The organism is Marinomonas posidonica, from assembly GCF_043643765.1.
Taxonomy (GTDB): domain Bacteria; phylum Pseudomonadota; class Gammaproteobacteria; order Pseudomonadales; family Marinomonadaceae; genus Marinomonas; species Marinomonas posidonica_A.
In genome coordinates this window covers 285215-310474 of sequence record NZ_JBHZSP010000002.1, presented here as the reverse complement: position 1 = coordinate 310474, position 25260 = coordinate 285215, and the positions used below count along the sequence as shown (strand labels likewise).

The window sequence follows — 25260 nt, the reverse complement described above, 5'->3', positions numbered from 1 at the left end:
AGGAGACAACCTAGATGGCATTAAATTCAGAGCAACTAGCACTAGACATTGAAGCGGCCATGAAGGCAAAGGGATTTGACCCATTGGCAAATAATGCAGCCGGTCACGAATGGTGGTTGGCATTTGCCGAAGGCATTGTAAATCACATCACCCAAAATGCTGATGTAGCTGTGGCAAGCGGTTCTTCTGCAGGTACCTATAAAGTCACTTAAAAGTAAAAAAAGGGTAGGCGAATGATAGGCATTGATCGAAAAACAGGGCGTACATTACAAGACTTTGAACAGCTCGTTAGCCGCATCACACAAGTGATGACCACACCAAAAGCGGGTCGAGTCAAACGCGCTAACTTTGGCAGTGATGTTAGGCAATACTTAGGCGCGAATATGACAGACAGTACCTTAATCCGTCTTCAATCGGCTGCCATCGAAGCCTTTTACGAACCCAAAAATGGCTTAACGGATTTCGTACCTTCACGCTGCGTTGCTAGGCGTTTAACAAATGGCCTTGCTCTTTACTTTGAAGGGCAGTGGAAGGGTAAGAAAATAGAATTTGAGGTACCACTGGATGTTTCCACATCAGAATCCACTGCCTAAACCTGAGATCATCAAAACACCCAGTTTCGATAACTTATTTCAGACCATTAAAAACAATGTGCTGGATTACTTAAACACCAATGCGCCAGACGATGTGGAAGCCGTAGCGGAAACCTTTGAAAACCAAGCGGAGCTCATGACCAAGCTCACTGAAGCTTTCACAGTGATACTGCAAAGCCATTTTCGACAAATGAACGCTCAGGCGTTACAAATGTTTGGCATGTACGCCACAGGTGACGACATGGTGGATCTGATCGTAAGCCAGCTTGGCATTGAACGACAGATTATTGATGAGGGCGATCCAAATGCTTTTCCTGAAGTGCCTGCCACCATGGAAAGCAACGATGCACTTTTAACTCGGTATTACTTAGCGGTGTATGCCTTAGCCACGACGGGGACGCGGTCGGGTTATCGCTTCAACGCCATGACGCTTGGTGGTCGTCCTAAAATCCAGCTTGAAAGCCTTGAAGCAAACACCGTCATCATGAAGTATGAATTTCTGGGCCATGATATGGCAGGCCAAACCAAAGACGCCCAAGCTCGCCAAGTGGCTCCAGGTGAAGTGGATTGCTACATCCTATCTCACACAGGAAATGGCACACCAAGCAACGCGCTCTTGGAAGCCACTCAGGCGTATCTTGAACGGGATGATATAGCACAGGAAACCGATTTGCTCACAGTCAAAGCGCCAAACATCGTGAACTGGTCATGCGAAGCGACCTTGTTTGTGATGCCGGGGGTGGATGAAGCTCAAGCGAAACAATTAGCAGAACAAGCCGTGCAAGACTACGCCAGTCAGCAACACAGGCTGTCAGGCAGTATAGAGCCTTCCATGCTCTACAGCATTTTACTCAAAGCCACTGGGGCATATCGTGGTGAGTTAAATAGCGTAACCACACCAATTCGTTGCCAATACAGTGAGGCACCTTACCTTGAGTCAGTCAACATTACTGTCGCAGCTCAAAATCCATAGTCTTTTACCGGACAACAGAAGCCCACTTGAAAGAGCCTTAGAACTGGCACTGAGTGAATCCCTCTTTGCGGTAGAGCATGCTTATCCTCAACTGTTCAATGCTCAATCCTGTCCAGAATCTGCCGTCACATTGTTGGGTATTGATCGTCAGGTACCCGTGTGGGAATCAAGCGACACAGAAGCAATAAAGCGGACTCGTGGAGAATTTGCATGGCGAAACCGTCAGCTAAGCGGTACACGCTTGGGGTTCGTAAAAGCCTTTGAGCAAATGGGTTTTAGTGCGGCTATTACTCCTTGGTATCAGAATGAGGGCCAACCCTATCATTTTAACATTTGGGTATACGGATCCGATCAAGTACTTACTCCAGAAATCAATACACGAGTGGATGCACTGATCTTAGAAATGAAATCAGAGCGGGATTTCTACTCAATGAACCTTGCTCGTGAGTCGATTGCCATTCCTAGAATAGCTGTTGCTACCGAAATAGGCATCACCAGTACCTCAACGCCATTTGTTCCCGCAGGTAGTGAGGTAAATGCATTACCCCATACGGGCATTGCCCAACATCTAAGAATTATTTCCACTTCGGAGCCAGCCAGAAATGAGCGACTTTAGAACCTACATCACCCAAACGGGCTTTGGCCTAGAGCGGGATGCCAAGTTTAACAACACTCATGTTGACCTATCGGTGTTAGTCGTAGGTGATGGTGTGCTCGCAGACAATGCGTCCCCAACCGCCCAAGAAGACTTAATTCACCAAGTGCGAGAATACGCCATCACCATAGAAAAGGATGAACTAGACCCCAACGTGTGGATTGCTCGAGCAGAGATTCCAGCCAGTGATGGCGGTTTTTTCATCAAAGAGGCGGGTATTAAAACGCAAGACGGTTCTTTGTACGCTTATGCAAGGCAAGCCGGTGACTACAAACCACTACTAGAAGAAGGACAGGGCAAAAGCTACACCATTCGCTTAAAGTTTGTCCCCGGTAACGCAGATGCCATACAAATCAAAATTGACCCATCCGTACAGTTTGCTACGCCTACTGACCTAGAAAAAACTGTTAAAGCGCATTTGGATGTAGAAGATCCTCATCCACAATACCAGACAAAAGCATTAGCAACAGAGCAAGCCGTAAAAGAAAAAGAATACGTGGATGCCGCCGTGGCTGAAAAAAAACTCTTTACTGTGGCAGGCACTGCTAATGAATTAGTGCTGACTAGCCCAGAGGGCGTAAAACCTATTAGCAAGATTAAAGACTATGACGAGTTTACGTTTGTGGTATCTGAAACGAATACAGACCAAGTGAGCATAGTCATTGATCAACTTGGAGCAATTCCACTGTCTGGTGTGACAGCAGCCAACCAACTTTTTAAAAGCGCTCTTTTAACGGTGCGTTATATTGCTGGTGAGTTCTATGTCGTTGAACAAGTGAATCCCAAGACAGGTAACAACGTGCTTGATATTGCTAAGCTTTATATGGACACCGTTGATGCATTAAGCCTAGGAGAATACGCGCTAGACGGCTCGACTATCAGCAGTAATGATCACCCCATTGCCTGTGCGAAAGCGGCAGCTTCATCAAACTACATTGAACAGGCATCGAAAGATGCTGACCCAATTACATACGGCGGATATTACGGTTTTGTTGAGGAAGAAGATGATTCTGTAACTGTATCTCTACCCATTGTGGGTGGTGAGTTCATTCGTATGTTTGATGATGGACGTGGTGTGGACACTGATCGGGTATTTGGATCTATGCAGAAAGGAACTGTAATGTCTTACAACGAAAGATGGGATGGAACAATGCATAGTGCTGAATCCGACACCGCAGTCCAGGGTAATAGTCAAGCTTATTTAGATGCGTTTGGAATGGATAGAGCAAACCCGCAGGACTATTTGAGCATAAGAGGCTTGGCAATGAGTGGGGCTAGTAGTAATAAAGATTTTTTAACTAATACAAGTTGGGGAGGGGGAGTGGCACGCCCCCATAACATCGCCTACTACGGCAAAACAAGACTTTAAGGAGCCTCAATTATGATGTTAAACGCATTCAAATTAGGGGCGAAATACCCCATCTTTACCAAGCAAATTCAAGCCAAAAAAGACCCAGTGACAGGCCGTGAAATGATTCCTGCTTTCGCTACAAACGTTGAATTGATTGCAGAAAAAGCAGGTCATCAGCGGTATTTCAAAGACGGTGCTTGGCACTATGTCGTCGACAATATTGGCACTGAGTATTGGGATGAAGACGGCACACACCACACTATAAACGAGCTAGGCGAAACGCTCCCCGAAGGCGCATTGCTAGAAGAACCACCTTCACCAGAGCTGACCTTAGAAGAACGTCTTGTCCAAGCGCAAGCTAACCGAGCCAGTGCTTACAAAGCGGAATCCGACCCGCTCTACATGGAGTGGCAATACGACCAAACGGACGAAGCCGAACAAAAATGGCGTGATAAAGTCACCGAAATCAAAGCACGCTATCCCTTGCCAACGGAATAGTCATTTCCCCAATTTGAAGAATCAAACACCCAGCCGCGAAAGCGGTTTTTTTACGTCTGGAGAAAGCCATGACCACCAAAAAGCCCGTCACCACGCGGCAAACATACCAAGTAAAAGCCCCGTACCGTTGCCCCAATACCCAGCACTGGCACCAAGTGGGCGACAGCGTCGAGCTGCTGCCCAGCGAAGCCGACTTCCTCATGCTTAGCGGCAAAATCGCCACAGCGGCAGATGCCAACAAAAGCGCCACCAAAAACAAAGGAGAAGCCTAATGCCAGAAATTGCATCCTTCGTACACAACGGCATCAGCATAGAAACCCACTCAGCGCCACCGCCAATGGGGCCATTGGGTGGCGTAGTCATCAGCGTAGTGGGCACCGCGCCAGACGCCCATGAAAGCTATGCCAAAAACACCCCCATCCGCATTGCCAACATGGCCGCCGCGGCCAAACTCGACACAACAGGCGACGAACGCGGCACCCTATGGCGTACCTGTTACGAGCTACTGCGCATCGTCTCCGTCCCCATCTACGTCATCATCGTAGAAGAGGGCAACGATACCGCCGACACCACCAACAACATCCTCGGTAAAATTGACCCAACAACAGGTCAGCGAACCGGCATCCAAGCCCTAGCTGACTGCATGGAAGTCCCCACCCACATTGCCGCACCGGGCTTCAACACCAAACCCGTTGCCGATGCACTGGCCGCCATGGGCAAACGACTCTTTGCCATCCCAGTGGGGGACGGCCCAAACACCAACGACAACGCCGCCATAGAATACTCCAAAAGCCTAGGGGGCGAAGGCACAGGCTACGACGCATTCTATCTAGTCGACCCGTTCGTCTCCGTCTACAGCCAAGCCGCCAAAGGCAACGTCTACTTCTCAGGTGCCGCCATCGCCCTCACATGCTTTGCTCGCGTCAACCCATGGGAAAGCCCAGCCAAAGGCGGCATGGGTGTGTTAATCGACGGTACCGCGCGCACCATCGACTACAACATCATGGACAAAGCCACCAACGGCGACCTAATGAACCGTTTTGGCTTATCCTACTTTGCACGCACCTCACTGGGAGGCTTCTCACTCATAGGCAACCGCTGTGTCATGGGTCGCTTCGTGTCACAAGTCGGGCTCGAATACGCCATTATTCGCAAACTGGCCAAAACCGCCCAGCGCGCCATGGCGCGTAACCTCAGCGAATCCTTCATGAACCAAGAAATTGAAAAACTCAACTTCTGGCTCAAATCCCTACAGGCCGACGAAACCATCATGGGCGCACAAGTCTACCTGCACCCAACCCTCAACAACGTCGAAAACTACACCAACGGTGAATGGCACATCGCCATCAAATACCACGGCTACGCGCCAAACGAACACATGGTGTACCACCTAATCGAAGACGTAGGCATCGTCGAATCATTCCTAGAAGGAGTTCTCTAACATGGCAGGACAACGCACCCGCATCAGCCGCATGGCCATCATCAACGGTGAACCGCTCATCAAAGAACTGGACGAATTCACCCCGCCCGAAGTCAAAAAAACCATGCAAGAAACCCGAGGTGGCTCCTTCATCCCCGGTGAAATCATGGTCGGCCTCGAAAAAATGACCGCCAAATACAAAATCAAAGGCGCCAACCAAGCCCTGCTGTCTGCCTTCGGCTTAGCCGATGGTGAAATGTGCCAGGTCAACGTCAACGAATCTCACCAAGATGAAGACGGCAACCACTTCGCCATCAAATACAGCATCACAGGGGAAATCACCGGCGTGACCGAAGCCGCCAGCAAAATGGGCGAACTGCCAGACCACGAAATCGAAATGACAGTAAGCGCCTACAAAAAAACCGAAGCGGGCAGAACCATCTACGAAATCGACCGTAATGCCCAAATCCTCAACCTTGGCAACGGTGACCTACTGGCTGCCCATCGTCGCAACGTTGGCTTGCCATAACCCTGCTTCACCAAACCAAAGCGCCACCTAAACCACTAGGTGGCAACCCTCAAACACAGCAAAGAGAAATCCCATGTTTCAAGCACCAACCCACACACTCGTCTGGCCAACCCAAAGCGACAAAAGTGACCCCATCACCCGCGTACATTGCCAACCCCTTACCATGGGGCAACACCGCGAACTGTCAGAAAAGCACAAAGACAACGACACCCAACTACTGCGTGCCTGCATCAGCGCCAGCACCGGACTCAGCGACAAAGAAATCAAAAACCTCGTCACACCAGACTACACCAGCATCCAAAACCACGTCCTAGAACTCATGAACAGCACCGCCAGCCACTTTATAGAAGGCGAGTTCGACAACACCGCGCCAAGCTTGCTCATCCCCATACAAAGCGACAGCGGCCAACAGAAAACCCAATACACACTCAAACCGCCCACCGTCGCCACCACCGACCTAATGGACACCCACACCAACGAATGGGAGCGCACCATCTTCCTCAGCTCAAGTTGCACCGGCTTCAGCCAAAGCGAACTAGAACGCCTCAGCCTGCCAGACTGGAACCAACTGCAAGAGCGACTCATCGATTTTTTGCAACAACCGGCGGCTTACTTTCACCCAAAGACATAGAAATCCTAACCGACATCATCCCGCTGGTTTACCACGTACCACCGTCTGAAATCCTAAACTGGCGCATCGACGAAGCCATGCGCCGCTACCACCTAGCCGCCGCCAAACTGGGAATACAAAAGAGGTAAACCGTGGCTGACTCCAAAATTTCCATCGCACTCTCCGCCGTCGACAAATTCACCAAACCCGCCAACAACATCATCCAAACAGCAGGGAAGCTAGAACACCAAATCACCCAAACCGATAACCAACTAAAAGGCCTAAGCGACCAACAAAGCCTCATCACCCGTTTCAAAAAACTCACCGCAGGCCTAGACCAAACCCGCGCGGCCATGAAACAAGCCGCCCAACACACCAACCAACTCAAACAAAACCAAGCCAACGCCAAAACCGCACTGGCACAACACACCAAAGCCCTAGCGCAAGCCGAGCGCAGCGTCATCAAACTGGCCGAAGCCCAAGGCGCACACGCCCAACAACTTGCCCAAGCCAAACAAAACCTAAACCAACTCAGCCAAGCCCAAAGTGCCGCCACAAAGCAACGCACGGCCGAACTCGCCAACGCCCAAAAGCAAGCCCAAAAAGCCGCCAAAGCTTACGGTGCTGAGTCCAAACAAGCCAAAGCCGCCACTGCCAAAGTGCAACAGCTTGCGAATGCCAAAGCCCTTGCCGCCGAACAACAGGCCACCGCATTAGCGAACGCTCAAAACAACGTCCAAAAAGCCACCGCAGCCTATGGCGCACACTCGGAACAAGTCAAAGCCGCCACCGCCAAAGTAAAGCAACTCACCCAAGCCAAAAAAGCCGCCGAAAAAGCCTACAAAGAAGAACAAGCCCAGCTAAAAAACGCCCAACTCAAAAGCACCCAGCTCACCAACGCCTATGGCAAACAAGCCAAAGAACTGGGTGGACTGCGTCGAGACATGACCAGCGCTGGCTTGAAAATAAACTCACTCGGCGCACAAGAACTCAAACTTGCCCGCCAAACCGACCAAGCCAGCCAAGCACTGGACCGCCAAAAAGCCAAACTGCAAAAAATCCAAACCCTAAAAGGGCGCATAGCAGACAGAAACGCCCAAAAAGGCGAACTGGTCGGCCAAGCCGTTGGCCTCACCCTAAAAGCCGCGCCACTCATCATGGCGGGCAAACGCGCCGTGGACTACGAAAACACCTTTGCCGACGTCAAAAAAGTCGTCAACTTCACCGATCAAAAAGAAGAAGCCCAATACCGCACACAAATGATGAAACTGGCAGGGCGGCTAGGGGTAGAGCAAAAAGGCATCGCCGACATCGTCACCGCTGCGGGTCAGTCTGGCATCGAAAAAGACCAACTCTTACAATTTGCCGAATCCGCCACCAAAATGAGCGTGGCATGGGACGTATCCGCAGAAGAAGCCGGCAGCACACTCGCCACATGGCGCGCCGCCATGGGGCTCACCCAAAAGCACGCCCTAGACCTTGCCGACAGCACCAACTACCTCAGCAACAACATGAACGCCAAGGCAAAAGACATTGCCGCCGTCATGGTACGCCAAGGCTCCACCGCCATGGGCGCAGGGCTAAACTACAACCAAACCGCCGCACTGTCTGCCAGCCTAATAGCAGGGGGCGCCACCCAAGAAGTGGCCGCCACCGCCCTCAAAAACATCACCGGCCGCCTCACCACAGGCTACGCCGCCACCGCCGCCCAGCAAGACGCCATGGGTCGCATCGGCTTCGATGCCGAACAACTGGCCGACATGATGCAACAAGACGCCCAAGCCACCCTAGTGGAAGTCATGCGCGGCCTGCAAAACGTCAACGCCACAGACCGAGGCGCGGTCATCTCGCAACTCTTTGGCGAAGAAGTCAAAGGTGCCGTTGCCAAACTCGTCACCACCCTCGACGACGACAAAAACGGCCTCGTCGCCGCCTTTGCCAAAGTGGCCAATCAAGCCGACCGCGCCAACAGCGTCAACGACGAATACGCCAACCGAGCCGCCACCCGTGGCCACAAACTCGCCATGCTCGGTGCCAAATTTGACCGCATGACCATCGTACTGGGTGACCGACTCTTACCCGTACTCGATGTCGTCTTGCCACCGCTTATGAGTGCCGTAGATGGCATTGCCAACTTCGCCGAAGCCAACCCACAACTCACCAGCAGCTTGCTTGGCGTCGCCGCAGCCATTGCCACCGTCAAAGCCGGTGCCATCGCCTTCAAACTCGCCAAACTCACCCTTGGCAACGGCCGTGACCGTTTCAGTCTTGGCAAAACCAAACTCACCAACTCCACCGACCAAACCACACAAAGCGCCAACCGAGCATCACGCTCTCTAGACCGACTCAACCGCAAACTAAACGGACTTGGTGCAGGCGCGGGTTACGGCACAGGAAGCAGGGCAGGCAGAAGAGCAGGCAACCGACTCGCAGGTCTAAGAAGTTATGAAGACCAAATTTCAGACCGTAACAGCCCAAGCAAACGCGCCAGCGCAGGCGGCCGCTTTGGCAAATTTGGCAAGTTAGGAAAACTCGGTGCCTTAAAAGGCGCAGGTCGATTCTTTCGTCCACTGGACATGGCCATGCAGGGCATGAGCCTCGCTTCGGCCATGTCAGGCGGCAGCGGCACCGAAATAGGCGCGACCGCAGGCGACATGGTAGGGGGAATGGGTGGCGCGGCCGCAGGCGGCTTAGCCGGAGCCGCCATTGGTTCCGTCGTGCCTGTTATTGGCACCGCCATCGGTGGCATCATCGGCTCCATCGCGGGCGGCATGGGCGGTGGCTCTTTGGGCGAATGGATCGGCGGCAAAATCGGCGGCTGGTTTGAAGACGACAAAACCGACCAACCCGCACCCGAAGCCATCGCCAAGCAAAGCCAACAGCTACAAAACAATAACAAAAGCATCACCTTTGCGCCCGTGCTCAATCTAACACCAACAGGCAACCCAAGTTACGACCAACAACTCAGCGACCAAGTGATAGAAAGACTCAAAGCCGAATTTGCACAAGGCATGATGGGCAATATCGACGTCGCCACAAGGGCGGATGGGAGTTTGACTGACAAACGAACGAGTTAATCTTTAAGCTGAACTACCGTTTTGGTAAATCAGGTCGGCTCTTTCTTAGTGGAAGGGAGCCCTGAAACAGGGCTCCCTTAAGTCTCTTGTACCACGGTAAATGGGGGCGGTGAAATGCAGACCCCTATAAATACTTCTAAGCCGCATGTGCAACAGTAAATTTTCAAGGAGGAACGAATCGTTCCTCCTTAAAACCATAGGCACAAGGCAGCTTGACGGATAAGCGGGGGAGATAGGTTTGAGGCAGCCATTCTATGTATTAAATGGCTGATATTAAGCAATACTTGATAAGTAGCAATCTTCTAGCCTTTGTCTTTTGTCCTCTTATGTGTATATTTCTTGTAAATGCACTAAGGAGGGAAGCAATGGATACGGTTAGTTATTACTGTTTAGATCGAAATAGAAAAAAGGCTGTAATCTCACTAAAAGGAATACTTCAAGGCATAGCAGCGGATCAGCAGCTAAATGAAGTTGAAGTACTATTTTTAGATGTGTGGCTAAAATCACAAGAGCATCTAAGAGACGATCCCGACGCGATTGATCTTATTGATGCCGTTGACGATATTCTTGCAGATGGCATTGTCACTGAAGAAGAAATCGAAGACCTTAAATGTCTAGTGAACGACATTGTTGAGTTTAAAGACTTTCCTAGGCAAAAAGACATTGACCGTGTAAATGAGTTCTTAGGCGTTCTTTCCGGCGTTGTTGCTGATGATGTTCTTAATTACGATGAAATGTCAGCTCTAATCGAATGGTTAAATGCCAACGATGACTTATTTGACTCTTTTCCCATCAACTTAGTTGTGAAGCAATTCGATCAACTCAAAAATTCTGTCACAGAGCAATCGGGCCCAGATGATTTGTTAAATTTCCTTAAACAAGTATCGGGCGCTAAATTTAGCGAAACAGGAAGCGCTGATATTCACCCATTATCCTTCATTGAAGACACATTAGAAGCTATGACTCATCAAGATTCAGCCATTTGTGTTTCTGGGGAGTTTGATTTAGGTGATCGTGATGATGTTATAGAGACAGCAATGACTCGTGGATATGTAGTAAAAACGTCAATTAGTAAGAAAGTAGATTACCTGATTTTTGGTTCTAAGGTTTCTCCTAATTGGGGATCGTCCAACTTTGGGGGCAAGATTGAAAAGGCGGTAAAACTTAGGCTTGAAGGTCATCCAATTAAAATTGTATCTGAAAATCAGTGGTTGGATTTTCTCTAAATAGTACGTTAAATACGTTATTAGAATACACACCTTAAGAAATCAGTGTTTTCAGGGTTCTTAACATGTGTGTCCTGATAAGGTTATTAATTAGGTGCTCGTAAACTTACTTCTATTATGCGGGCGTTATGTCTCTATTATATGAATATTAGGTAAGTTAAATGGGCAGTATGTCAGAACTAATGATAGAAATGCAAAATGAAAGAGCTGATGAATGGATTCGAGAAAGACTTGAGGATGCAGATGCAGATGAAGAATCAGAAGAATATCAAGAACTAGCTATAGAATATTCTAACCTACAAGATTATCTGGCAGAAAAGGCAGAGTTTGAAGCCGAATTGCAATGGCTAAAAGAAAATGGTTCATCAGTTATACATAAAAATTTTCTTGAAGAACTTGAAGAACTAAAGAATATAGAAGAAAAAACTCCAACAAAAAGAACATATCTTATTAACCGGATGACCTATTCTTATGCTGTTACTCTATTAGAAGCATTTTTAGGCGATACGGTTAAATCACTTATAAATGAAAATGAAAATTTTTTTACAAATTCAATGCAAATTGAAGAGTTGAAAAAGGCGAAATATACACTTGAAGAATTGTCAAAAAGTGAAGTAAATGTCAAAGGATTAGCCGTCAAAGAACTTTCAAATATTCTTTATCATAATATGCCGAAAGTGAAGCGTATCTTTGAATTAATAATTAATAAAAAAATCAGAATAGATATTTCCGAGCTAGATAAAATTATAAAAGTTAGACATGATATTGTTCATAGAAATGGAAGAACAAAAGAAGGTGAATTAATTCATCTTAGTCGCGATGATATCCTAGAAATGATTTCTCATATTGAGAAGTTTTCAAAAGAACTTCAATTATTTATCAATGAAAATTCGTAAAGAATATATAGTATTATAGTAAGATAAAAATCCATTGGGTTTTTATTATATCCAAAATAGTGCATGTAGTCTGACTGAAAAAGGAATTTTTATGGTTTCGGAAAAGGGTAAAAAAAACGCAATTTTACATTTTGATGAATCTGGGTTTACGGGTAATAATCTCCTTCATGAGCAACAAAATATATTTTGTTATGCCTCAATTGAATGTTCACATCAAGAGGCTAAGGATTTTGTCGAGTACATAATCAAGAAATACAAAATTCAAAATGGAGAAATAAAAGGTAGTAAATTATTAAAAGGTGTAAAGGGGAAAAGAGCAGTTGACGAAATAATTCAACACTTCAAAGGCAGATTTAAAGTTTCTATCTCAGATAAAAAATATGCACTAGCAGGCAAGTTTTTTGAATATATATTTGAGCCAGCTATTCAGAGCGTAAGTTCTATATTTTACAAAATCAATTTTCATCGTTTTATAAGTAACATGCTTCATGTGGAATTAAGTGTTCGTGGAGCCATGGCTGAGCAGATATTTGAGGACTTCGAAAAACTGATGAGAACTGGAGATTTTGAGGGCCTTAAAGCTCTTTTTTCAGCATCTAAAAATGAAGGTATATCTCCAATTCTGGAACAAATATGTGATTTTGCTATACATAACAAAGAAGCGGTAGTGAGAGAGCTGGATGGTTATGTTGGTAGTGGTGCAGGAAAATGGGTACTAGATTTAACAAATACAGCGCTTTTTGGTCTACTGGCTGCATGGGGTCAAGAATACGATCAATTGACCGCTTATTGCGATCAATCAAAGCCATTAAGTGAAGATCAAGAAATTTTTAACGTCATGATCAACCGAGAAGATAAGAAGTATTCGCATGTTGCAGCCATAGATAGCCCTATTACCTTTAATCTAAAAGAACCACTTAACTTAGTAGATTCAAAAAGTGTTCATGGAGTTCAATTGGCTGATGCAGTAGCTAGTGCATTTGCCTATGTATGTGACAACGAAAATCAAGACGAATACGCAAAGAAATGGAGAGGCATGATTGAGGGACATGTTATCTTTGGTAGTATATTCCAAGACTATGATCATCTAGATCTAAGTAAATTAGAAGTGCAGAGAAATGCAGTGTTGCTTCAGGAGCTAACTGAACGAAGTAAAAATGGTCAAAGCTTAACTGAAGATATTGGAGAGTACATTCAGTTCATTACTATGGCTCTTAGAGAGAATCCTCTTGAGCTGCAGAAATAGTAAGGCTGCTGTCTAACAATTTTTATCTACGCCTCAAAGTTGCTGCAAACCGCGGCGATATTTGAGATTTCCCCCATTGACCCTCGCCGAATCTTGATCTAACATTCTCCTTGCACTGGCAAAATCCAGTGTCGGGATTAGTACCCCGTTTACACAGCGGCCTAAAACACGCAGAGCGTGTTTTTTTGTGGCCGAGATTTGCCTGTTATGGTGGGTCTTTGTTGGGCAACCTTCGGGTTGGCCGTTCCTGTGGCGGTAGTACTAACCTGATTTAGATCCACCACCTTACTGAGATTAGTACCTCACGAGGTGGTCAACTTCATACACAGGAGGCCAAACATGGCTATGGACATTATCTCAAGCATTGACGCACCCGTTGTACAAATCATCAATAACCAAATTACCACGACTTCGACCGACCTCGCCAAATGCTTTGGCAAACATCACAGAAACGTTTTACGCAAAATAGAAAGCCTTGAATGCAGTGATGAATTTAGCGCGCTCAATTTTGAGCTGGCTGAATACAAAGATGAACAAGACAAGACTCGACCCATGTATCGCATCACCCGCGACGGCTTCGTCTTCCTCGCCATGGGCTTCACCGGCACCAAAGCCGCCCAATTCAAAGAAGCCTACATCAACGCCTTCAACCAAATGGAAAAACAGCTCCACGAGCAAAAACACCTTCCCGCTACTACAGACAGCAACACGGTTGCAGAAACAGACAAGTACCATCTACTCAACAACATCGTCAAATCCATGCAGATACAAAGCGACCCCGTCGTCGTTCCATCAAAAGAACTCATCGACCTAATCCAAGCCGTCCGCATGTACCAACAGCAAATAGCACGACTACAAACACCCGACTGGGTAAACGACAACATCACCCGCGTCAAAGACTTCGCCCAACGAAACTTCGTAGACTTTTAAGCGGCAAGCCTTACCTGTCAACAAAAGTAAGCCCACAAAAGTGGGCTTTGGTTGCTTTGGCTGGTAGGAAAAGATTTAATAGTTTTAGCATTAATAAATTAAATAATTTGTATCGTTATATTGCTAGGGAGAATGGGTTGAAGCATTTGGAGGATATTTATAAAGAACGTATTTCTAGTCTCTTTGATGAGGAATTTGAACGAGCATTATTTGAATCTGCATTTAGTAATTTGATTGCCTCTAACCCTCTTAGGTTCAATAATTTTGCATACGCTCTGAGAGAGCTCCTACGCCATGTGTTGCATAGATTATCCCCTGATACTGAGGTGTCTGAATGTGGTTGGTTTAAGCCTGACGCAACATCTAAATCGGGGTTTACAAGACAGCAGCGATTAAAATATGCAATTCAAGGTGGCTTGACTGACTTCTATGTGACTAAAAAACTTGAAATAGAGGAAGTGAATGATGTTATTGATGAGCTTCTTTCGATTATTAAGTTACTTAATGAATATACACATATTGAACCGCATACTTTTGATATATCAGAGTCAGAAGTAGAGAAGTTGTCTAAGGAATGCTTGGACGCTACTTTATATTTCATCGAGAAAATGTCTGAAACAAGAAGTAAAGTACTTAGTATGTTGACAGATGAAATAGATAGAAGTCTTCTAGATAGTATAATTTCTGATTCTGTTGAAGATATTGGGACTCTTTCGACTCATCAATTTGTAGACGGTATTTATCATGATGGCGCTCATGTAGAGCGTATCGGACCTAAATCTCTATTACTTAGAGTAACAGGTTGGCTCGAATGTGAGCTTCAGTATGGTTCAGGTTCAGATTTTCGAAAAGGTGATGGAGTCGTTATCCCAAAGTCATTTCAATTTGATTGTACAATTGATGTTCAGTTTGAGAAACCACTAGGAAGTGTAATGAAGGTCGATGATTTAAATGTCGATATTTCTAGTTGGGGCGAATAGATAATTAATGATTTATTTCAAATAGCTATTCAATGTGCAGAGTTTTTTTAATTTTCACTTTTTGTAAATTTTGGATTTGATAAAAAAGTCCTTAACTTCTGAAACCAAACCAAACACCCCCAAGCCCATCCTCCGATGGGCTTTTTCGTTTCTGTCCTTCCATTTTTATCTAAGGAGTAATCATGCGTCAGATGATGTCCCTCGGTGGTTTTGTGTTTTCGCTCAGCGAAGGCACACCATACGAGGGTTTGCAGCGCACTAGCGACGGCGGTTGGGTCGCGGTGGCGCGATACGGTCAAAAGCCGATGAGCCAAAACACGGGCCAACAGTTGGAAAACATCACGGTCACAGGGACGTGGTTTCAAGGGGAGGGCATGACCAATCTAAATGCCTTGCGCACCTTGCAAAGCAAACGGATGCCCTTAGTGCTGGCCGATGGCTATGGCAATAACTTAGGCCAATGGACCATTAAGCGCCTGCAAGAGAAGCAAGACAAAATCATCGACGACGGCACCGCTTTCGTCCTTTCTTTCACCCTAGAGCTAGAAGAGTACGCCAATGACAACCATCCGTAGCCGCGATGGCGACACCATTTCCAACATCTTATGGATGAGTCTAGGCCGCAATGACGACGAAGCGGAAGAAGCCCTGTTCGAACTCAACCCCGGCTTAGAAGCCCATGGGCCAGTGCTGCCCGCTGGCATCGTCATCACCTTACCCATCATGGCTGAAAAAGCCCCAGACAGCGTGGTAAACCTATGGGATTAAACAACCAACCCCGCGTGCGCGTGAGCGGAGCAGGGGAAAACACCATCAACGCGCGCCTCACCTCGTGGGAGCGCATCGACGCCGCAGGGCTACAAAGTGACCAACTCAACTTGCAAGTTGACACCACGGGCATCACTGGCTTGCCACAGGAAGGCGCCAAGCTCACATGGTACGAAGGCTACGCCAATGAGCTAATCAACAAAGGCCAGTTCAAAATCACCCGCATCGTGCCGAAACTGTTTCCGCCCAGCGTCACCATCGTCGCCACCGCCGCGCCGTTTCAGGTGGACGACAGCACGGGCTTCAAAGAGCGCCGCACACGCACCTTCGAAAACGTCAGCCTTGCCGACCTGTTCCGCCAAGTCGTCACACCCCACGGATTCAGCCCACGGGTGGCCAAAGAGTTTGAAAGCGTCGTCCTCGAGCACATGGACCAAACCGACGAAACCGACAGCGCCTTTCTGGCACGCATCGCACGGGAGCGGGACGCCATCGCCAAACCCGTCAACGACCTTTATGTACTCGCCAAGCGCGGCCAGGTGAAAACCATCACAGGGCAAGCCATCCCGCCCGTGGTGGTCACCTTGCCAAGCAACAACGCCCCAAGTGAACTGGCGCGCTTCATCAACGCCCAACTGGACAGACCCAGCCGCCAGCGCATAAAAGGCGTAAAAGCCAACTGGACAAACAACAACACAGGGGAAGAACACACCGTACAAGTCGGCACCGCACCGTATAAAAAACTACGCCAAAGCTACGACAACCCAACCACCGCCCAACAAGCCTGCCAAGACGAACTCATCAAAACCCAACGCCAAGGCACCAGCGTCACACTCGACTTACCAGGCAACCCCAAACTCGTCGCAGAAGGCATCCTCACCCTAAACCACACCTTCCCACCCGAAATGAAAGGCAACTGGAGCATCGACAAAGTCACCGCCCGAGGCGACAACAAAGCAGGGTATAGGTGTAATGTGGTGGCGAGTGAGGTGGTTTGATGTTTGTAGATAAATGATTTGCTTTGTGGAGTGGCATGCTGGCATTATTTTTAGAAATAGGATTAGTTGATAGGTAATGTTATGAGGCTAGGTAATTTATTACCATTCGGGCAAGACATTGAAAGTGGCGAATTTGTTGATGTTGGTAATGTTCCAAATGGAGATAAATGTGGTTGTATCTGCCCCTCATGCAAAACCTTATTGACAGCTAGGCAGGGTGAAAAAAACGAATGGCATTTCTCTCACAAAGTTAGGAAATCTCATAATTCCACTAAGGTTCCTTGTGACTTCTCTTTTTACGTATCAGTAAGAATGATGATACGTCAAATTTCACAAGCAGGATTGGATTTAAAAGTTCCTTTACTTACTGTCCCTTCTAAAATTTACGATGAAAACACAAAAAGCATACTGCCAGATATTATACATGTCGTCAGAAGCCAAGATATTCACCTTCAAGATATAAAGGTTGGTGAAAAGTTCTCTGGAGTTGTAGTTGATGTCCTGGCTAGCGTAGGCGGTTATCCTTTCGTTATATTTGTTAGTTACAAAGACAGACCTGTATCAGAGAAACTATCTAATCCCGAAGAGTCAAAAGTAGGAGTCATTGAATTCGAAGCTAAAATTTTACGTGAAGCGTTTCAGAAAACAAAAAATGGTCAGTATTTAGAAGCTTTAAAACATTTTCTAATGAATGGAATTGAAGGGAAGCGGTGGATTTATCATCATAGATTTAAAGAAGTAGAGAAGAAAGCATTCACTCAAAGTGTAAACGCAAAAGCACAAAAGAAACTTGCTTTACGAAAGGCTGGGCCTCCTAAAAATTGGGGAACAAGCAGGTCTCCAACATCCACAAAATATGGTTTTAAAAACAGTATTTATCTATGTAATAACTGTAGCTGTAAATGGAAGTCAAATGTTGCCGTTTGTCCTCAATGTGGTGCAGAGGCACGGCCTCTAAAGTAGTGTACTATTGGACGTGAATTAATAAGTTTAATTTTAATTTAGCCTAATTTTTTATGGATGACATTGGGATAGCGTATCATAAGAAATTAGCATTTTTAATTCTCTTAATATGTAAATCCTGATAAAAAGTTTCAAAGAGATTTATCTCTATTTAAGATGATTTTTAATTCTTTTTCAGAGTCTTTGGAAAAGATGATCAAACTATTGTTTTTAACATATCCTAAGCATTCCAAAATTAAATGGCTATTTCCTAATGACATATATTTTGGGTTTTTTTCACTTTTTAGAGTGCCGTAAAAAGTTGCGCCATTTATGGAGCCTTCAATTTTAGTTAGTGAATCTTGGTTATTTATTTCTTTCCAAGAAATAAATATTTTTTCTTTATTGGTATGTAAAATTACATTTTCACTGTGGTTGGTTATCCATTTTTCATCAAAACTTGAACTTATTCCTGTGTAATAAAGCTCAGTGTATTCTCTAATTATAATTTGTCGATCATTATATTTATCAGTTTTTTCTTGCCAAAGTTCTTTTTGATTTTTTTCAAGCTTTTCTATTCTTGTAATTAGCTCATGGTTATTTGAATGTGGTTGATCCTGTTCTAGTCCTGTAAGTGCCATTTTTTTTGCTTCTTTGATGTCTCCTGCTTCTAGAAATAAATAGCCAAGGTTGGCATATGAAATAGAATTATTTAAGTCTGCTGATTTTTTATAAAAATCATAAGCAATGGCTTTTAGTTTTTTTTCTTGAGCAAACGCACCTAGGTTGTTAAGTGTATTCTTGTTTTTAGGATTTATTTTTAGTACTTTTAGGTAATTTAATAAAGCTAAATCATTAGCTCCGTCTTCACGAAGAGTATATGCAGTGTTAAATATTGTAGCTTCATCATTTTGATTGTATTGAATTGACTTGTCCAAGCAGTATTGATATTGAATGGGGTTGTTTAATTTATTTTCAACTTCAGATAGGTTTTTATATATTTTATAAAGGTTGTGTTGTTCTAAATTGTTCTTATATGTTAATAAAGAGGAAAGTGTTTTTTTGGCTTGTGTAAAATCAAATTTTAACTTAAGTGAATCACATAGTTCTAAGCTTACTTTTATGAATAGGTCAAAGTTTTGTTTTTTATCTATTTTATTTAAAAAGGAAGACCATAATTCAAAATTTTTTTCAAAGTTATCTGTATCTCTATAATAATAAGAAATCCAAAATGCTACATCATATTTTTCATCTTGGTTGGTTGTTTTTTCAAATAAATCTATAAGTTCTTTTAGGTTTTTCGTGTCTTCATATTTCGATTTAAGTAATAGGTAAAAAGATTTTTCTTTTATTTTTTCTTTTCTGCTTTCTATTTCAGTGTAATATTTTAAAAATAAGTTGTCAGCATCTTCAAATAATCTATTCTCAAAAAGCGTTATGATTTCAATAGGCCCGTCTCTACCATCGATTGAATCTATTTTATTCTCTTTTTCTTGTGTTTCTTTCGAGGGTTTTATTGAGTGGGGAGGTTCATTGTCAGTTAATAGGCTGAATTCTTTGCCCTTGGATTTGTATTTTAATTGTTTTATCTTTTCAATTAGCTTTGATAAGGGGGTTCTAAGGATATAAACTATTGTTATTGATGTTATTGAAAGTATTAATAAAATTAAAATTTTATAGATTTGATTGCTTTCCATTTCTTTCTCTATATTTTATTGGCTTAAATGAAATTGATTTTTGTATACAATAGATCAAAAATACCATCAACCATAGACTGTTTATATCTTATATTGTAAAACATAATTGTAAGGGATGCCTTCGGTTATCGCAAAGATTAAAAGATCTTAAATTGAATGTGTAAGGTTTCATTGACCCCATCCGCATCTTGATCTAGTATTTCTCTTGCACTGGCAAAATCCAGTGTCGGGAATCTCACCCCGTTGAATACCGTAGCGGCCTAAAACACGCACCGCGTGTTTTTTTGTGGCCGGAGTCCACCTGTTATGGTGGGTCTTTGTTGGGCCAGCTTCGGCTGGGCCGTTCCTACGGGCGGTTGTGAGATCCTGATTTAGACCCACCACCCGTTGAGACTCTCACACTCAAGGAGTGGTCAATTTAATGACCGTAGGAGGCCACAGATGGCTAATCAACTTATCCCGCTACACACACGCTCTATCAATGAAGAAACGTTAGATACCGTAAACGCTCGTGAACTTCATGCTTTTCTAGAAGTAGGCAGATACTTTGCTAACTGGATCAAAGCTCGTATAGATAAATATGGTTTTGAAGAAGGTGTCGATTACACCGTTATAAGCCGCTTGCCAAATTCGGCAAGCGGGAATCGTGGGGCGACAAAAGAGTATTTCATCACTTTAGACATGGCAAAAGAACTGGCCATGGTTGAACTGAATGATAAGGGCAAACAAACCCGCAGGTACTTCATCGACTGCGAAAAACAACTCCACGAACAAAAACACCTTCCCGCCCCAGCCAACCAAACTCACCACTTCCAAGACCTCGAAAAATACCAAGTCCTCAACAACATGATCAAAGCCATGAAACTGGAAAGCAACCCAGTGGTGGTTCCCTCGAAAGAACTCGTCGACCTTATCCAAGCCGTGCGCCTGTACCAAACCCAAATCGCCCAACTCCGCACACCCGACTGGGTGAACGACAACATCACCCGCCTGAAAGACATCACCCAACGCAACTTCGTTGATTTCTAAGCCATAAACACAACAAAGCCCACGAAAGTGGGCTTTATTTCATGCATTGATTTTTTCCTTAGATGAACTGAGTTATCAGTAAGTTCTTCCAAGTCTTAGCGGCTAAGAATCCTTACTCTTTTACGCTTAAATTCAATAATTCGTGAGGTATGCAAATATGCAATTTAATGATCAAAGCAAACAGCAAGCAATCACGGCTTTTAATGGCCTGAATAACAATCTTAAAAATACAATGATGCTTAGCACGGTTCGTTTAACTAAGAACAATGGCTTCACAGGGTCTGGAGTATTAGTTAAAGATGCAGATAACATTGCGGGAATAGTTACGGCAAAACACAATCTTTGTATATGCAATGGGACTGCCACTCCTGATGTTTGGAATGAAACCAGTGCAATTGATCTGATGAATAATTTTCTTGATGGTCTCAATGTTGGGTATGGTGCTACATCGTTAGGGAAAAATCCTGCCCACACACAAGTTCTGAGTCTTGATAATAGCGATATTGAATTTCGTTCTGGCTGGGGTAGCTGGGATTACGATCTGATGTTTATTTCGTTTAAGAAAAGTGATCTGCCTATTTTGACATGGATGAATTCTAATAATGGCGATTTTATTCATTATAGAAATAATCAGTTAGGTTTTTACCAACAGAATCAAGTTAACAGAGCCGTCTTTGTGATGGGGTTTGGTGACATGCTAACGGCGCAAGGAAATCAGCCTAATTTAAGTCATAACCTTCAGGTTCGAGCCACAACGATTACCGATAATGCTAGATCTGTACTTCGTGATCAAAACCCCGACGTAGATTTCCTTTCCGCTATAAGCGCGACTGCAAGTAACAACACAAGTACTGCGCCAGGTGACTCTGGAGGCCCTATGTTTTGTGCTCATAATGGAAATCTATATCTGTTAGGTGTAACGCTTGGTTCGAATTTCCGACCTAATCAGATGATTGCTGATGATCCTATTGTTAGTAATGAAGCAACTTCCCTGTGCCGTAATGGAAAGTTATTTTAAGTATGATGTGAATTTAGTTGGCTGGAATTGATTTAAGAGCGGCAATAACGTGTTCGTTGGAAACCTCGCGTAAAAACATGCTCCCCATGTATGCTGAATCGGGTTCGAATGAACGGTTTTCTATCCATTTTCGAGCGGAAAAAGCTTTTTTTACTCTTCTGTAACACTCGTTATACCAATTCCAGCCATACTTTTTAACTAGTTTCTGTTTGATAATGTTAAAGCGATTCCTTTGGGTTTTACTATCAACAGAGGCTATAACGCTCGCCCAAATCATTTGCTTCTGTATGGTATTCGGTTGCCAATCATTGGCTTTTAATTCTTCTATCACTCCTAGGTTGATGTACAACTTATTAGCAGCATAAGAACGCTCAAGCCAAAGGCGTTGAGCAATCTTATAACATTCCAAGCGCTGCTCTCTTGTGAGTTGAGGAGAACACTGTTTCCAAGTTTCGATCTCATTTATTTGGGAGAGGGTAGTCGCTACGCTGGTGATAAGATTCATTGGCTTGTATTGTCCTTAACGCTGCTTTTAACTCATCCTGAAGTTGTTCTAAATGTTCTACTATAGCTGGCTGATACTCGAGTGGCATAGTGGATATGTCACGTAACGAAACACATTCTAAATCCTTTAGAAGTACCTTCAAACTTTCCATGTCGTCTCCTTGGCATTTTGTTCGATCCTTGAACAAAATCATGATTGCATATCTTGTTTGTTTTTTGAACAAAAAGGCGGAAAAATCGAGTGAAATAAAAAGAGAAATGCTAAAAAAATGCTAAAAATTTATTTTGTGTTTTTAGTGGGTTGATTTTTAAAGGATTTTTACTGTGTTTGCCCAATCCATCATGGGTGCGACGGAAAAACGTCTATCGACTGTATCGACTGATTTTACTGGTTTAGAGCTTAAAATGTCTGTGGTTTCGTTTAGCATTTATAGGGTCAATTTGGGTGCAAAAATAGGCCTTTTAGGGAGTCCGGTGCTAACAAAGTGCTAAAATTATTTTTTTATCACTCGCCTGTGGCAAGACTTCTAAAATGCCGTTAATAAATATGATTCCCAATTATGTCATAAAATTACAGGATTGTGATATGGCTAGTTTCAGGAAGAGAAAAGAAAGATGGAACTCACCCTTGGCAACGGACGCGATCGCCTCAACCTTGGCCGCACCAAACTCAACCTAAGCACCGACCAATCCAGCCTTAGCGCCAACCGAGCATCACTGTCACTGGATCGCCTAAACCGCAAACTCAACAGCTTAGGCGCAGGGGCAGGCTACGGTATGGGCAGCCGAGCAGGCAGAAGAGCAAGAGCAGCAAGAACAGCAAACAGCCGACTCGCCACCCTCAGATACCATGAAGACCACATTGCCAATGCCAACAACCCAAATAAAGGCTCTAGCGCGGGTGGTCGAAAAGGCAGCCGTATAGGAGGTCGCTTTAGCCAATTCACCGGCGGCGGTTTAAAAGCCGCTGGCCGATTCTTCCGACCGCTGGACATGGCCATGCAGGGCATGAGCCTCGCCTCGGCCATATCCCAAGGCGACAGCACCGACATTGGCGCCACCGCAGGGGACATGCTTGGCGGCATGGGCGGAGCCGCCGCAGGTGGCCTAGCAGGCGCGGCCATTGGCTCCGTCGTCCCCATTATCGGCACCGCCATCGGTGGCATCATCGGCTCCATCGCGGGCGGCATGGGGGGCGGTTTTGTAGGGGAGAGTGCAGGGGAATGGATAGGCGGCAAACTTGGCGGCTGGTTCAGCGAAGACAAAACCGACCAACCCGCACCAGGCGCCATCGCCAAGCAAAGCCAACAGCTGCAAAACAACAACAAAAGCATGACCTTCGCGCCAGTGCTACACTTAACCCCAACAGGCAACCCAAGCTACGACCAACAACTCAGCGACCAAGTGATAGAACGCCTCAAAGCCGAATTTGCACAAGGCATGATGGGCAACATGGACGTGGCGACACGAGCGGATGGGAGCTTGGGGGATAAGCGGGGGAGTTAAGGAAATAACATTACAATGAGTCTGTTACCTGTATAAAGAAGCATATAAATAAACCTTAACGGGTTAAGGATGGTGCTATAGGGGATGTGCTATTCTTTTGTGGTAAGAAGCTTAATTTTTCTAACCTCTAATCAACTATAGGTGAATCAAATGCCATTAAACTTTAAAGGCTTTAAAAATTTACAGAAGAACATAGGTGAGCTTAGTAAAAAAACGGAAATTAAGTTGACTGAACTTATGAGTCCAAGTTTTGTATCTGGCTGCTCTAAGTTCAACACCATCGAAGACTTATTTGATGCAAGTGGTTTTACAATTGAAAGTCCTGCTGATTTTTCTGCAATACCTGATGAAGAGTGGGAAAAATTTATTGTAGAAAATACTTCCTTTAGCTCATGGAATGAAATGCAACACAAAGCACTAGAACATTACACTAAACAACAACTGCAAAAAGGCTTATAGAAATCGATTATAATAAAACTATTAGTCTGCCACCTTTTTGAAATTAGATAAAAATATTCTGATTTCTTGAATATGTCGGATAAGATTAAATAAATTCTAATTTTACTATAATTTATTATGAAATATGACGAACTATCTGAAGATTTAAAGAATGCATCCTTTTACTTTTTTTATTGCTTCTCAAGATTTGAATTTGTTCTTAAAGAAAACGGCTTTCTTAAATCTGAAGAGTCTGGAAAAAATGCAGAACCAAGTTGGGAAAAGTTCATAAATATGCATAATGAAACATACAAAATTTCAGATGAGGCTACTTTACTAATTAATTTACACCCCAAAAGGCAAATAGTTCTAGAGAACAAACAATTAAATTGGAAGCCTGTTGGTATAGGGCATTGTAGAAATGACCTTTGTAAAGTTGTCACAATGCTTCGAACGATAAGAAATAACTTGTTTCATGGGGGGAAGCATGGTGACAAAGAAGTAGATTGTCAAAGTAGGAACATGTTGCTTCTTTGTGAAGGTAAGAAGGTCTTAGACCAACTTGCAGAACAATTTGGCTTTGACGGTGATTACAAAAGAATCTATTAATTAGCTGAAATTGTTACTCGAATGGGCGTAGTAGTCCTTTTATTTTTTAGTAAAATCTATCTCTTAGGAAAGGAAATGATAAGTATAGGAATAAATGGTATTGATGTAGATCAAGAGCCAAATTGTTGCCCTGTTTGTAATCATCTAGTGTCCCCAAAAAGAACAAATGTAGTTAAAGAAATTTTTACGGATAATCCCATTAATAAGCGTTTTAGTCGATTTTTAGAAATATTATACGAATGTCCATCAGTCAAGTGCGGACATTTGTTTTTGTCTCACTTTGAAAGAAAGTCAAATGGAGTTTCTACTAAAGGATATTATACCTTTACACATGCAACACCTAATAATTTTAAACCTCGAAAATTTGATGAAAGAATTAGTAAAATATCTCCTGACTTTATAGAAATCTTCAATCAGTCTTCGAATGCAGAAAATAGTGGTTTAAGTCACGTGTGTGGCATGGGCTATCGAAAGGCCCTTGAGTTCCTAATCAAAGATTACTGCGTATCTTTATACTCTGATAGTTCTGAAAAAATAATGAAAATGAGGTTGATGAACTGTATCGATAAATATATCACTGACATTAATATAAAAGAATGTGCAACGCGTGCAGTGTGGCTAGGTAATGATGAAACACATTATCAAAGAAAGTGGCAAGATAAAGATATTAGCGATCTTAAATTATTAATTGATTTGGTTATTCATTGGGTTGTTAGTGATCTAATGACACAAGAGTATATGCAATCCATGCAACGATCATAAAATTT

The 25260-nt window shown here is 44.2% G+C and carries 28 protein-coding genes; 26 read left to right on the top strand and 2 right to left on the bottom strand.

Features of this window, described 5'->3' with window-relative positions; translation table 11 throughout:
- Positions 1–14 precede the first annotated feature (14 nt).
- From ACHUFM_RS03555 to ACHUFM_RS03460, 20 genes are all read left to right on the top strand, one after another.
- On the top strand, positions 15–212 hold the full coding sequence (locus ACHUFM_RS03555; RefSeq protein ID WP_394179625.1) for a hypothetical protein: 198 nt from the start codon (positions 15–17) through the stop codon (positions 210–212).
- Positions 213–233: 21 nt separating this feature from the next.
- On the top strand, positions 234–593 hold the full coding sequence (locus ACHUFM_RS03550) for a hypothetical protein (RefSeq protein ID WP_394179623.1): 360 nt from the start codon (positions 234–236) through the stop codon (positions 591–593).
- Entirely contained in the window at positions 565–1566 is a 1002-nt protein-coding gene (locus ACHUFM_RS03545; RefSeq protein WP_394179621.1) for a baseplate J/gp47 family protein, read from the top strand. Before ACHUFM_RS03550 ends, ACHUFM_RS03545 begins: the two co-directional genes overlap by 29 nt.
- Positions 1526–2182 (top strand): phage tail protein I, encoded by a 657-nt coding sequence (locus tag ACHUFM_RS03540; protein ID WP_394179619.1) that lies wholly within the window; start codon positions 1526–1528, stop codon positions 2180–2182. The genes ACHUFM_RS03545 and ACHUFM_RS03540 overlap by 41 nt, the downstream gene beginning before the upstream one ends.
- On the top strand, positions 2169–3590 hold the full coding sequence (locus tag ACHUFM_RS03535; protein WP_394179617.1) for a phage tail protein: 1422 nt from the start codon (positions 2169–2171) through the stop codon (positions 3588–3590). The genes ACHUFM_RS03540 and ACHUFM_RS03535 overlap by 14 nt, the downstream gene beginning before the upstream one ends.
- A gap of 12 nt (positions 3591–3602) precedes the next feature.
- Entirely contained in the window at positions 3603–4070 is a 468-nt protein-coding gene (locus tag ACHUFM_RS03530; RefSeq protein ID WP_394179615.1) for a hypothetical protein, read from the top strand.
- 68 nt (positions 4071–4138) lie between these two features.
- Positions 4139–4342, top strand: coding sequence for a hypothetical protein (locus tag ACHUFM_RS03525; RefSeq protein WP_394179614.1), 204 nt, complete (start codon positions 4139–4141; stop codon positions 4340–4342).
- Positions 4342–5511, top strand: a complete 1170-nt coding sequence (locus ACHUFM_RS03520; protein ID WP_394179612.1) for a phage tail sheath protein — start codon at positions 4342–4344, stop codon at positions 5509–5511. The genes ACHUFM_RS03525 and ACHUFM_RS03520 overlap by 1 nt, the downstream gene beginning before the upstream one ends.
- A 1-nt stretch (position 5512) precedes the next feature.
- Positions 5513–6019 carry a phage major tail tube protein gene (locus ACHUFM_RS03515; protein WP_394179610.1) on the top strand — a complete coding sequence of 169 codons (507 nt, stop codon included), beginning with the start codon at positions 5513–5515 and terminating at the stop codon, positions 6017–6019.
- Between the two features lie 73 nt (positions 6020–6092).
- On the top strand, positions 6093–6650 hold the full coding sequence (locus ACHUFM_RS03510) for a phage tail assembly protein (RefSeq protein WP_394179608.1): 558 nt from the start codon (positions 6093–6095) through the stop codon (positions 6648–6650).
- 131 nt (positions 6651–6781) lie between these two features.
- Positions 6782–9706 carry a phage tail tape measure protein gene (locus ACHUFM_RS03505; RefSeq protein WP_394179606.1) on the top strand — a complete coding sequence of 975 codons (2925 nt, stop codon included), beginning with the start codon at positions 6782–6784 and terminating at the stop codon, positions 9704–9706.
- A 365-nt stretch (positions 9707–10071) separates the two neighbouring features.
- Positions 10072–10932: a BRCT domain-containing protein gene (locus tag ACHUFM_RS03500; RefSeq protein ID WP_394179604.1), complete on the top strand. Its 861-nt coding sequence runs from the start codon at positions 10072–10074 to the stop codon at positions 10930–10932.
- A 161-nt stretch (positions 10933–11093) separates the two neighbouring features.
- Complete coding sequence (locus tag ACHUFM_RS03495; RefSeq protein ID WP_394179602.1) at positions 11094–11828, top strand: HEPN domain-containing protein; 735 nt, start codon at positions 11094–11096, stop codon at positions 11826–11828.
- Between the two features lie 91 nt (positions 11829–11919).
- The gene (locus ACHUFM_RS03490; protein WP_394179600.1) at positions 11920–13074 is read left to right on the top strand and encodes a DUF3800 domain-containing protein; all 1155 of its coding nucleotides are present in this window, start codon (positions 11920–11922) and stop codon (positions 13072–13074) included.
- Between the two features lie 345 nt (positions 13075–13419).
- Positions 13420–14004, top strand: a complete 585-nt coding sequence (locus ACHUFM_RS03485; protein ID WP_394179598.1) for a Rha family transcriptional regulator — start codon at positions 13420–13422, stop codon at positions 14002–14004.
- A gap of 137 nt (positions 14005–14141) precedes the next feature.
- The gene (locus tag ACHUFM_RS03480; RefSeq protein ID WP_394179596.1) at positions 14142–14984 is read left to right on the top strand and encodes a pPIWI-associating nuclease domain-containing protein; all 843 of its coding nucleotides are present in this window, start codon (positions 14142–14144) and stop codon (positions 14982–14984) included.
- Between the two features lie 191 nt (positions 14985–15175).
- Positions 15176–15559: a phage tail protein gene (locus ACHUFM_RS03475; RefSeq protein WP_394179594.1), complete on the top strand. Its 384-nt coding sequence runs from the start codon at positions 15176–15178 to the stop codon at positions 15557–15559.
- Complete coding sequence (locus ACHUFM_RS03470; RefSeq protein WP_394179592.1) at positions 15543–15752, top strand: tail protein X; 210 nt, start codon at positions 15543–15545, stop codon at positions 15750–15752. The genes ACHUFM_RS03475 and ACHUFM_RS03470 overlap by 17 nt, the downstream gene beginning before the upstream one ends.
- On the top strand, positions 15743–16750 hold the full coding sequence (locus tag ACHUFM_RS03465; RefSeq protein ID WP_394179590.1) for a contractile injection system protein, VgrG/Pvc8 family: 1008 nt from the start codon (positions 15743–15745) through the stop codon (positions 16748–16750). The genes ACHUFM_RS03470 and ACHUFM_RS03465 overlap by 10 nt, the downstream gene beginning before the upstream one ends.
- Before the next feature lie 81 nt (positions 16751–16831).
- Complete coding sequence (locus ACHUFM_RS03460) at positions 16832–17713, top strand: hypothetical protein (protein ID WP_394179588.1); 882 nt, start codon at positions 16832–16834, stop codon at positions 17711–17713.
- Between the two features lie 131 nt (positions 17714–17844).
- Here the strand turns inward: ACHUFM_RS03460 and ACHUFM_RS03455 are convergent, their stop codons facing one another.
- Positions 17845–19389 carry a tetratricopeptide repeat protein gene (locus tag ACHUFM_RS03455; protein WP_394179586.1) on the bottom strand — a complete coding sequence of 515 codons (1545 nt, stop codon included), beginning with the start codon at positions 19387–19389 and terminating at the stop codon, positions 17845–17847.
- A 441-nt stretch (positions 19390–19830) separates the two neighbouring features.
- Between ACHUFM_RS03455 and ACHUFM_RS03450 the strand changes: the two genes are divergently transcribed.
- Together ACHUFM_RS03450 and ACHUFM_RS03445 are read left to right on the top strand one after the other, a co-directional pair.
- Positions 19831–20418 (top strand): antA/AntB antirepressor family protein, encoded by a 588-nt coding sequence (locus ACHUFM_RS03450; protein ID WP_394179584.1) that lies wholly within the window; start codon positions 19831–19833, stop codon positions 20416–20418.
- 157 nt (positions 20419–20575) lie between these two features.
- Positions 20576–21436: a trypsin-like serine protease gene (locus tag ACHUFM_RS03445; protein ID WP_394179582.1), complete on the top strand. Its 861-nt coding sequence runs from the start codon at positions 20576–20578 to the stop codon at positions 21434–21436.
- Between the two features lie 13 nt (positions 21437–21449).
- Here ACHUFM_RS03445 and ACHUFM_RS03440 read toward each other — a convergent pair whose 3' ends face one another.
- On the bottom strand, positions 21450–21941 hold the full coding sequence (locus ACHUFM_RS03440) for a hypothetical protein (RefSeq protein ID WP_394179580.1): 492 nt from the start codon (positions 21939–21941) through the stop codon (positions 21450–21452).
- Positions 21942–22555: 614 nt separating this feature from the next.
- Between ACHUFM_RS03440 and ACHUFM_RS03435 the strand changes: the two genes are divergently transcribed.
- From ACHUFM_RS03435 to ACHUFM_RS03420, 4 genes are all read left to right on the top strand, one after another.
- On the top strand, positions 22556–23446 hold the full coding sequence (locus tag ACHUFM_RS03435; RefSeq protein ID WP_394179578.1) for a hypothetical protein: 891 nt from the start codon (positions 22556–22558) through the stop codon (positions 23444–23446).
- Positions 23447–23596: 150 nt separating this feature from the next.
- Complete coding sequence (locus ACHUFM_RS03430) at positions 23597–23905, top strand: hypothetical protein (RefSeq protein ID WP_394179576.1); 309 nt, start codon at positions 23597–23599, stop codon at positions 23903–23905.
- 117 nt (positions 23906–24022) lie between these two features.
- The gene (locus ACHUFM_RS03425; RefSeq protein WP_394179574.1) at positions 24023–24493 is read left to right on the top strand and encodes a hypothetical protein; all 471 of its coding nucleotides are present in this window, start codon (positions 24023–24025) and stop codon (positions 24491–24493) included.
- Positions 24494–24568: 75 nt separating this feature from the next.
- Positions 24569–25255: a hypothetical protein gene (locus ACHUFM_RS03420; RefSeq protein ID WP_394179572.1), complete on the top strand. Its 687-nt coding sequence runs from the start codon at positions 24569–24571 to the stop codon at positions 25253–25255.
- Positions 25256–25260 lie beyond the last annotated feature (5 nt).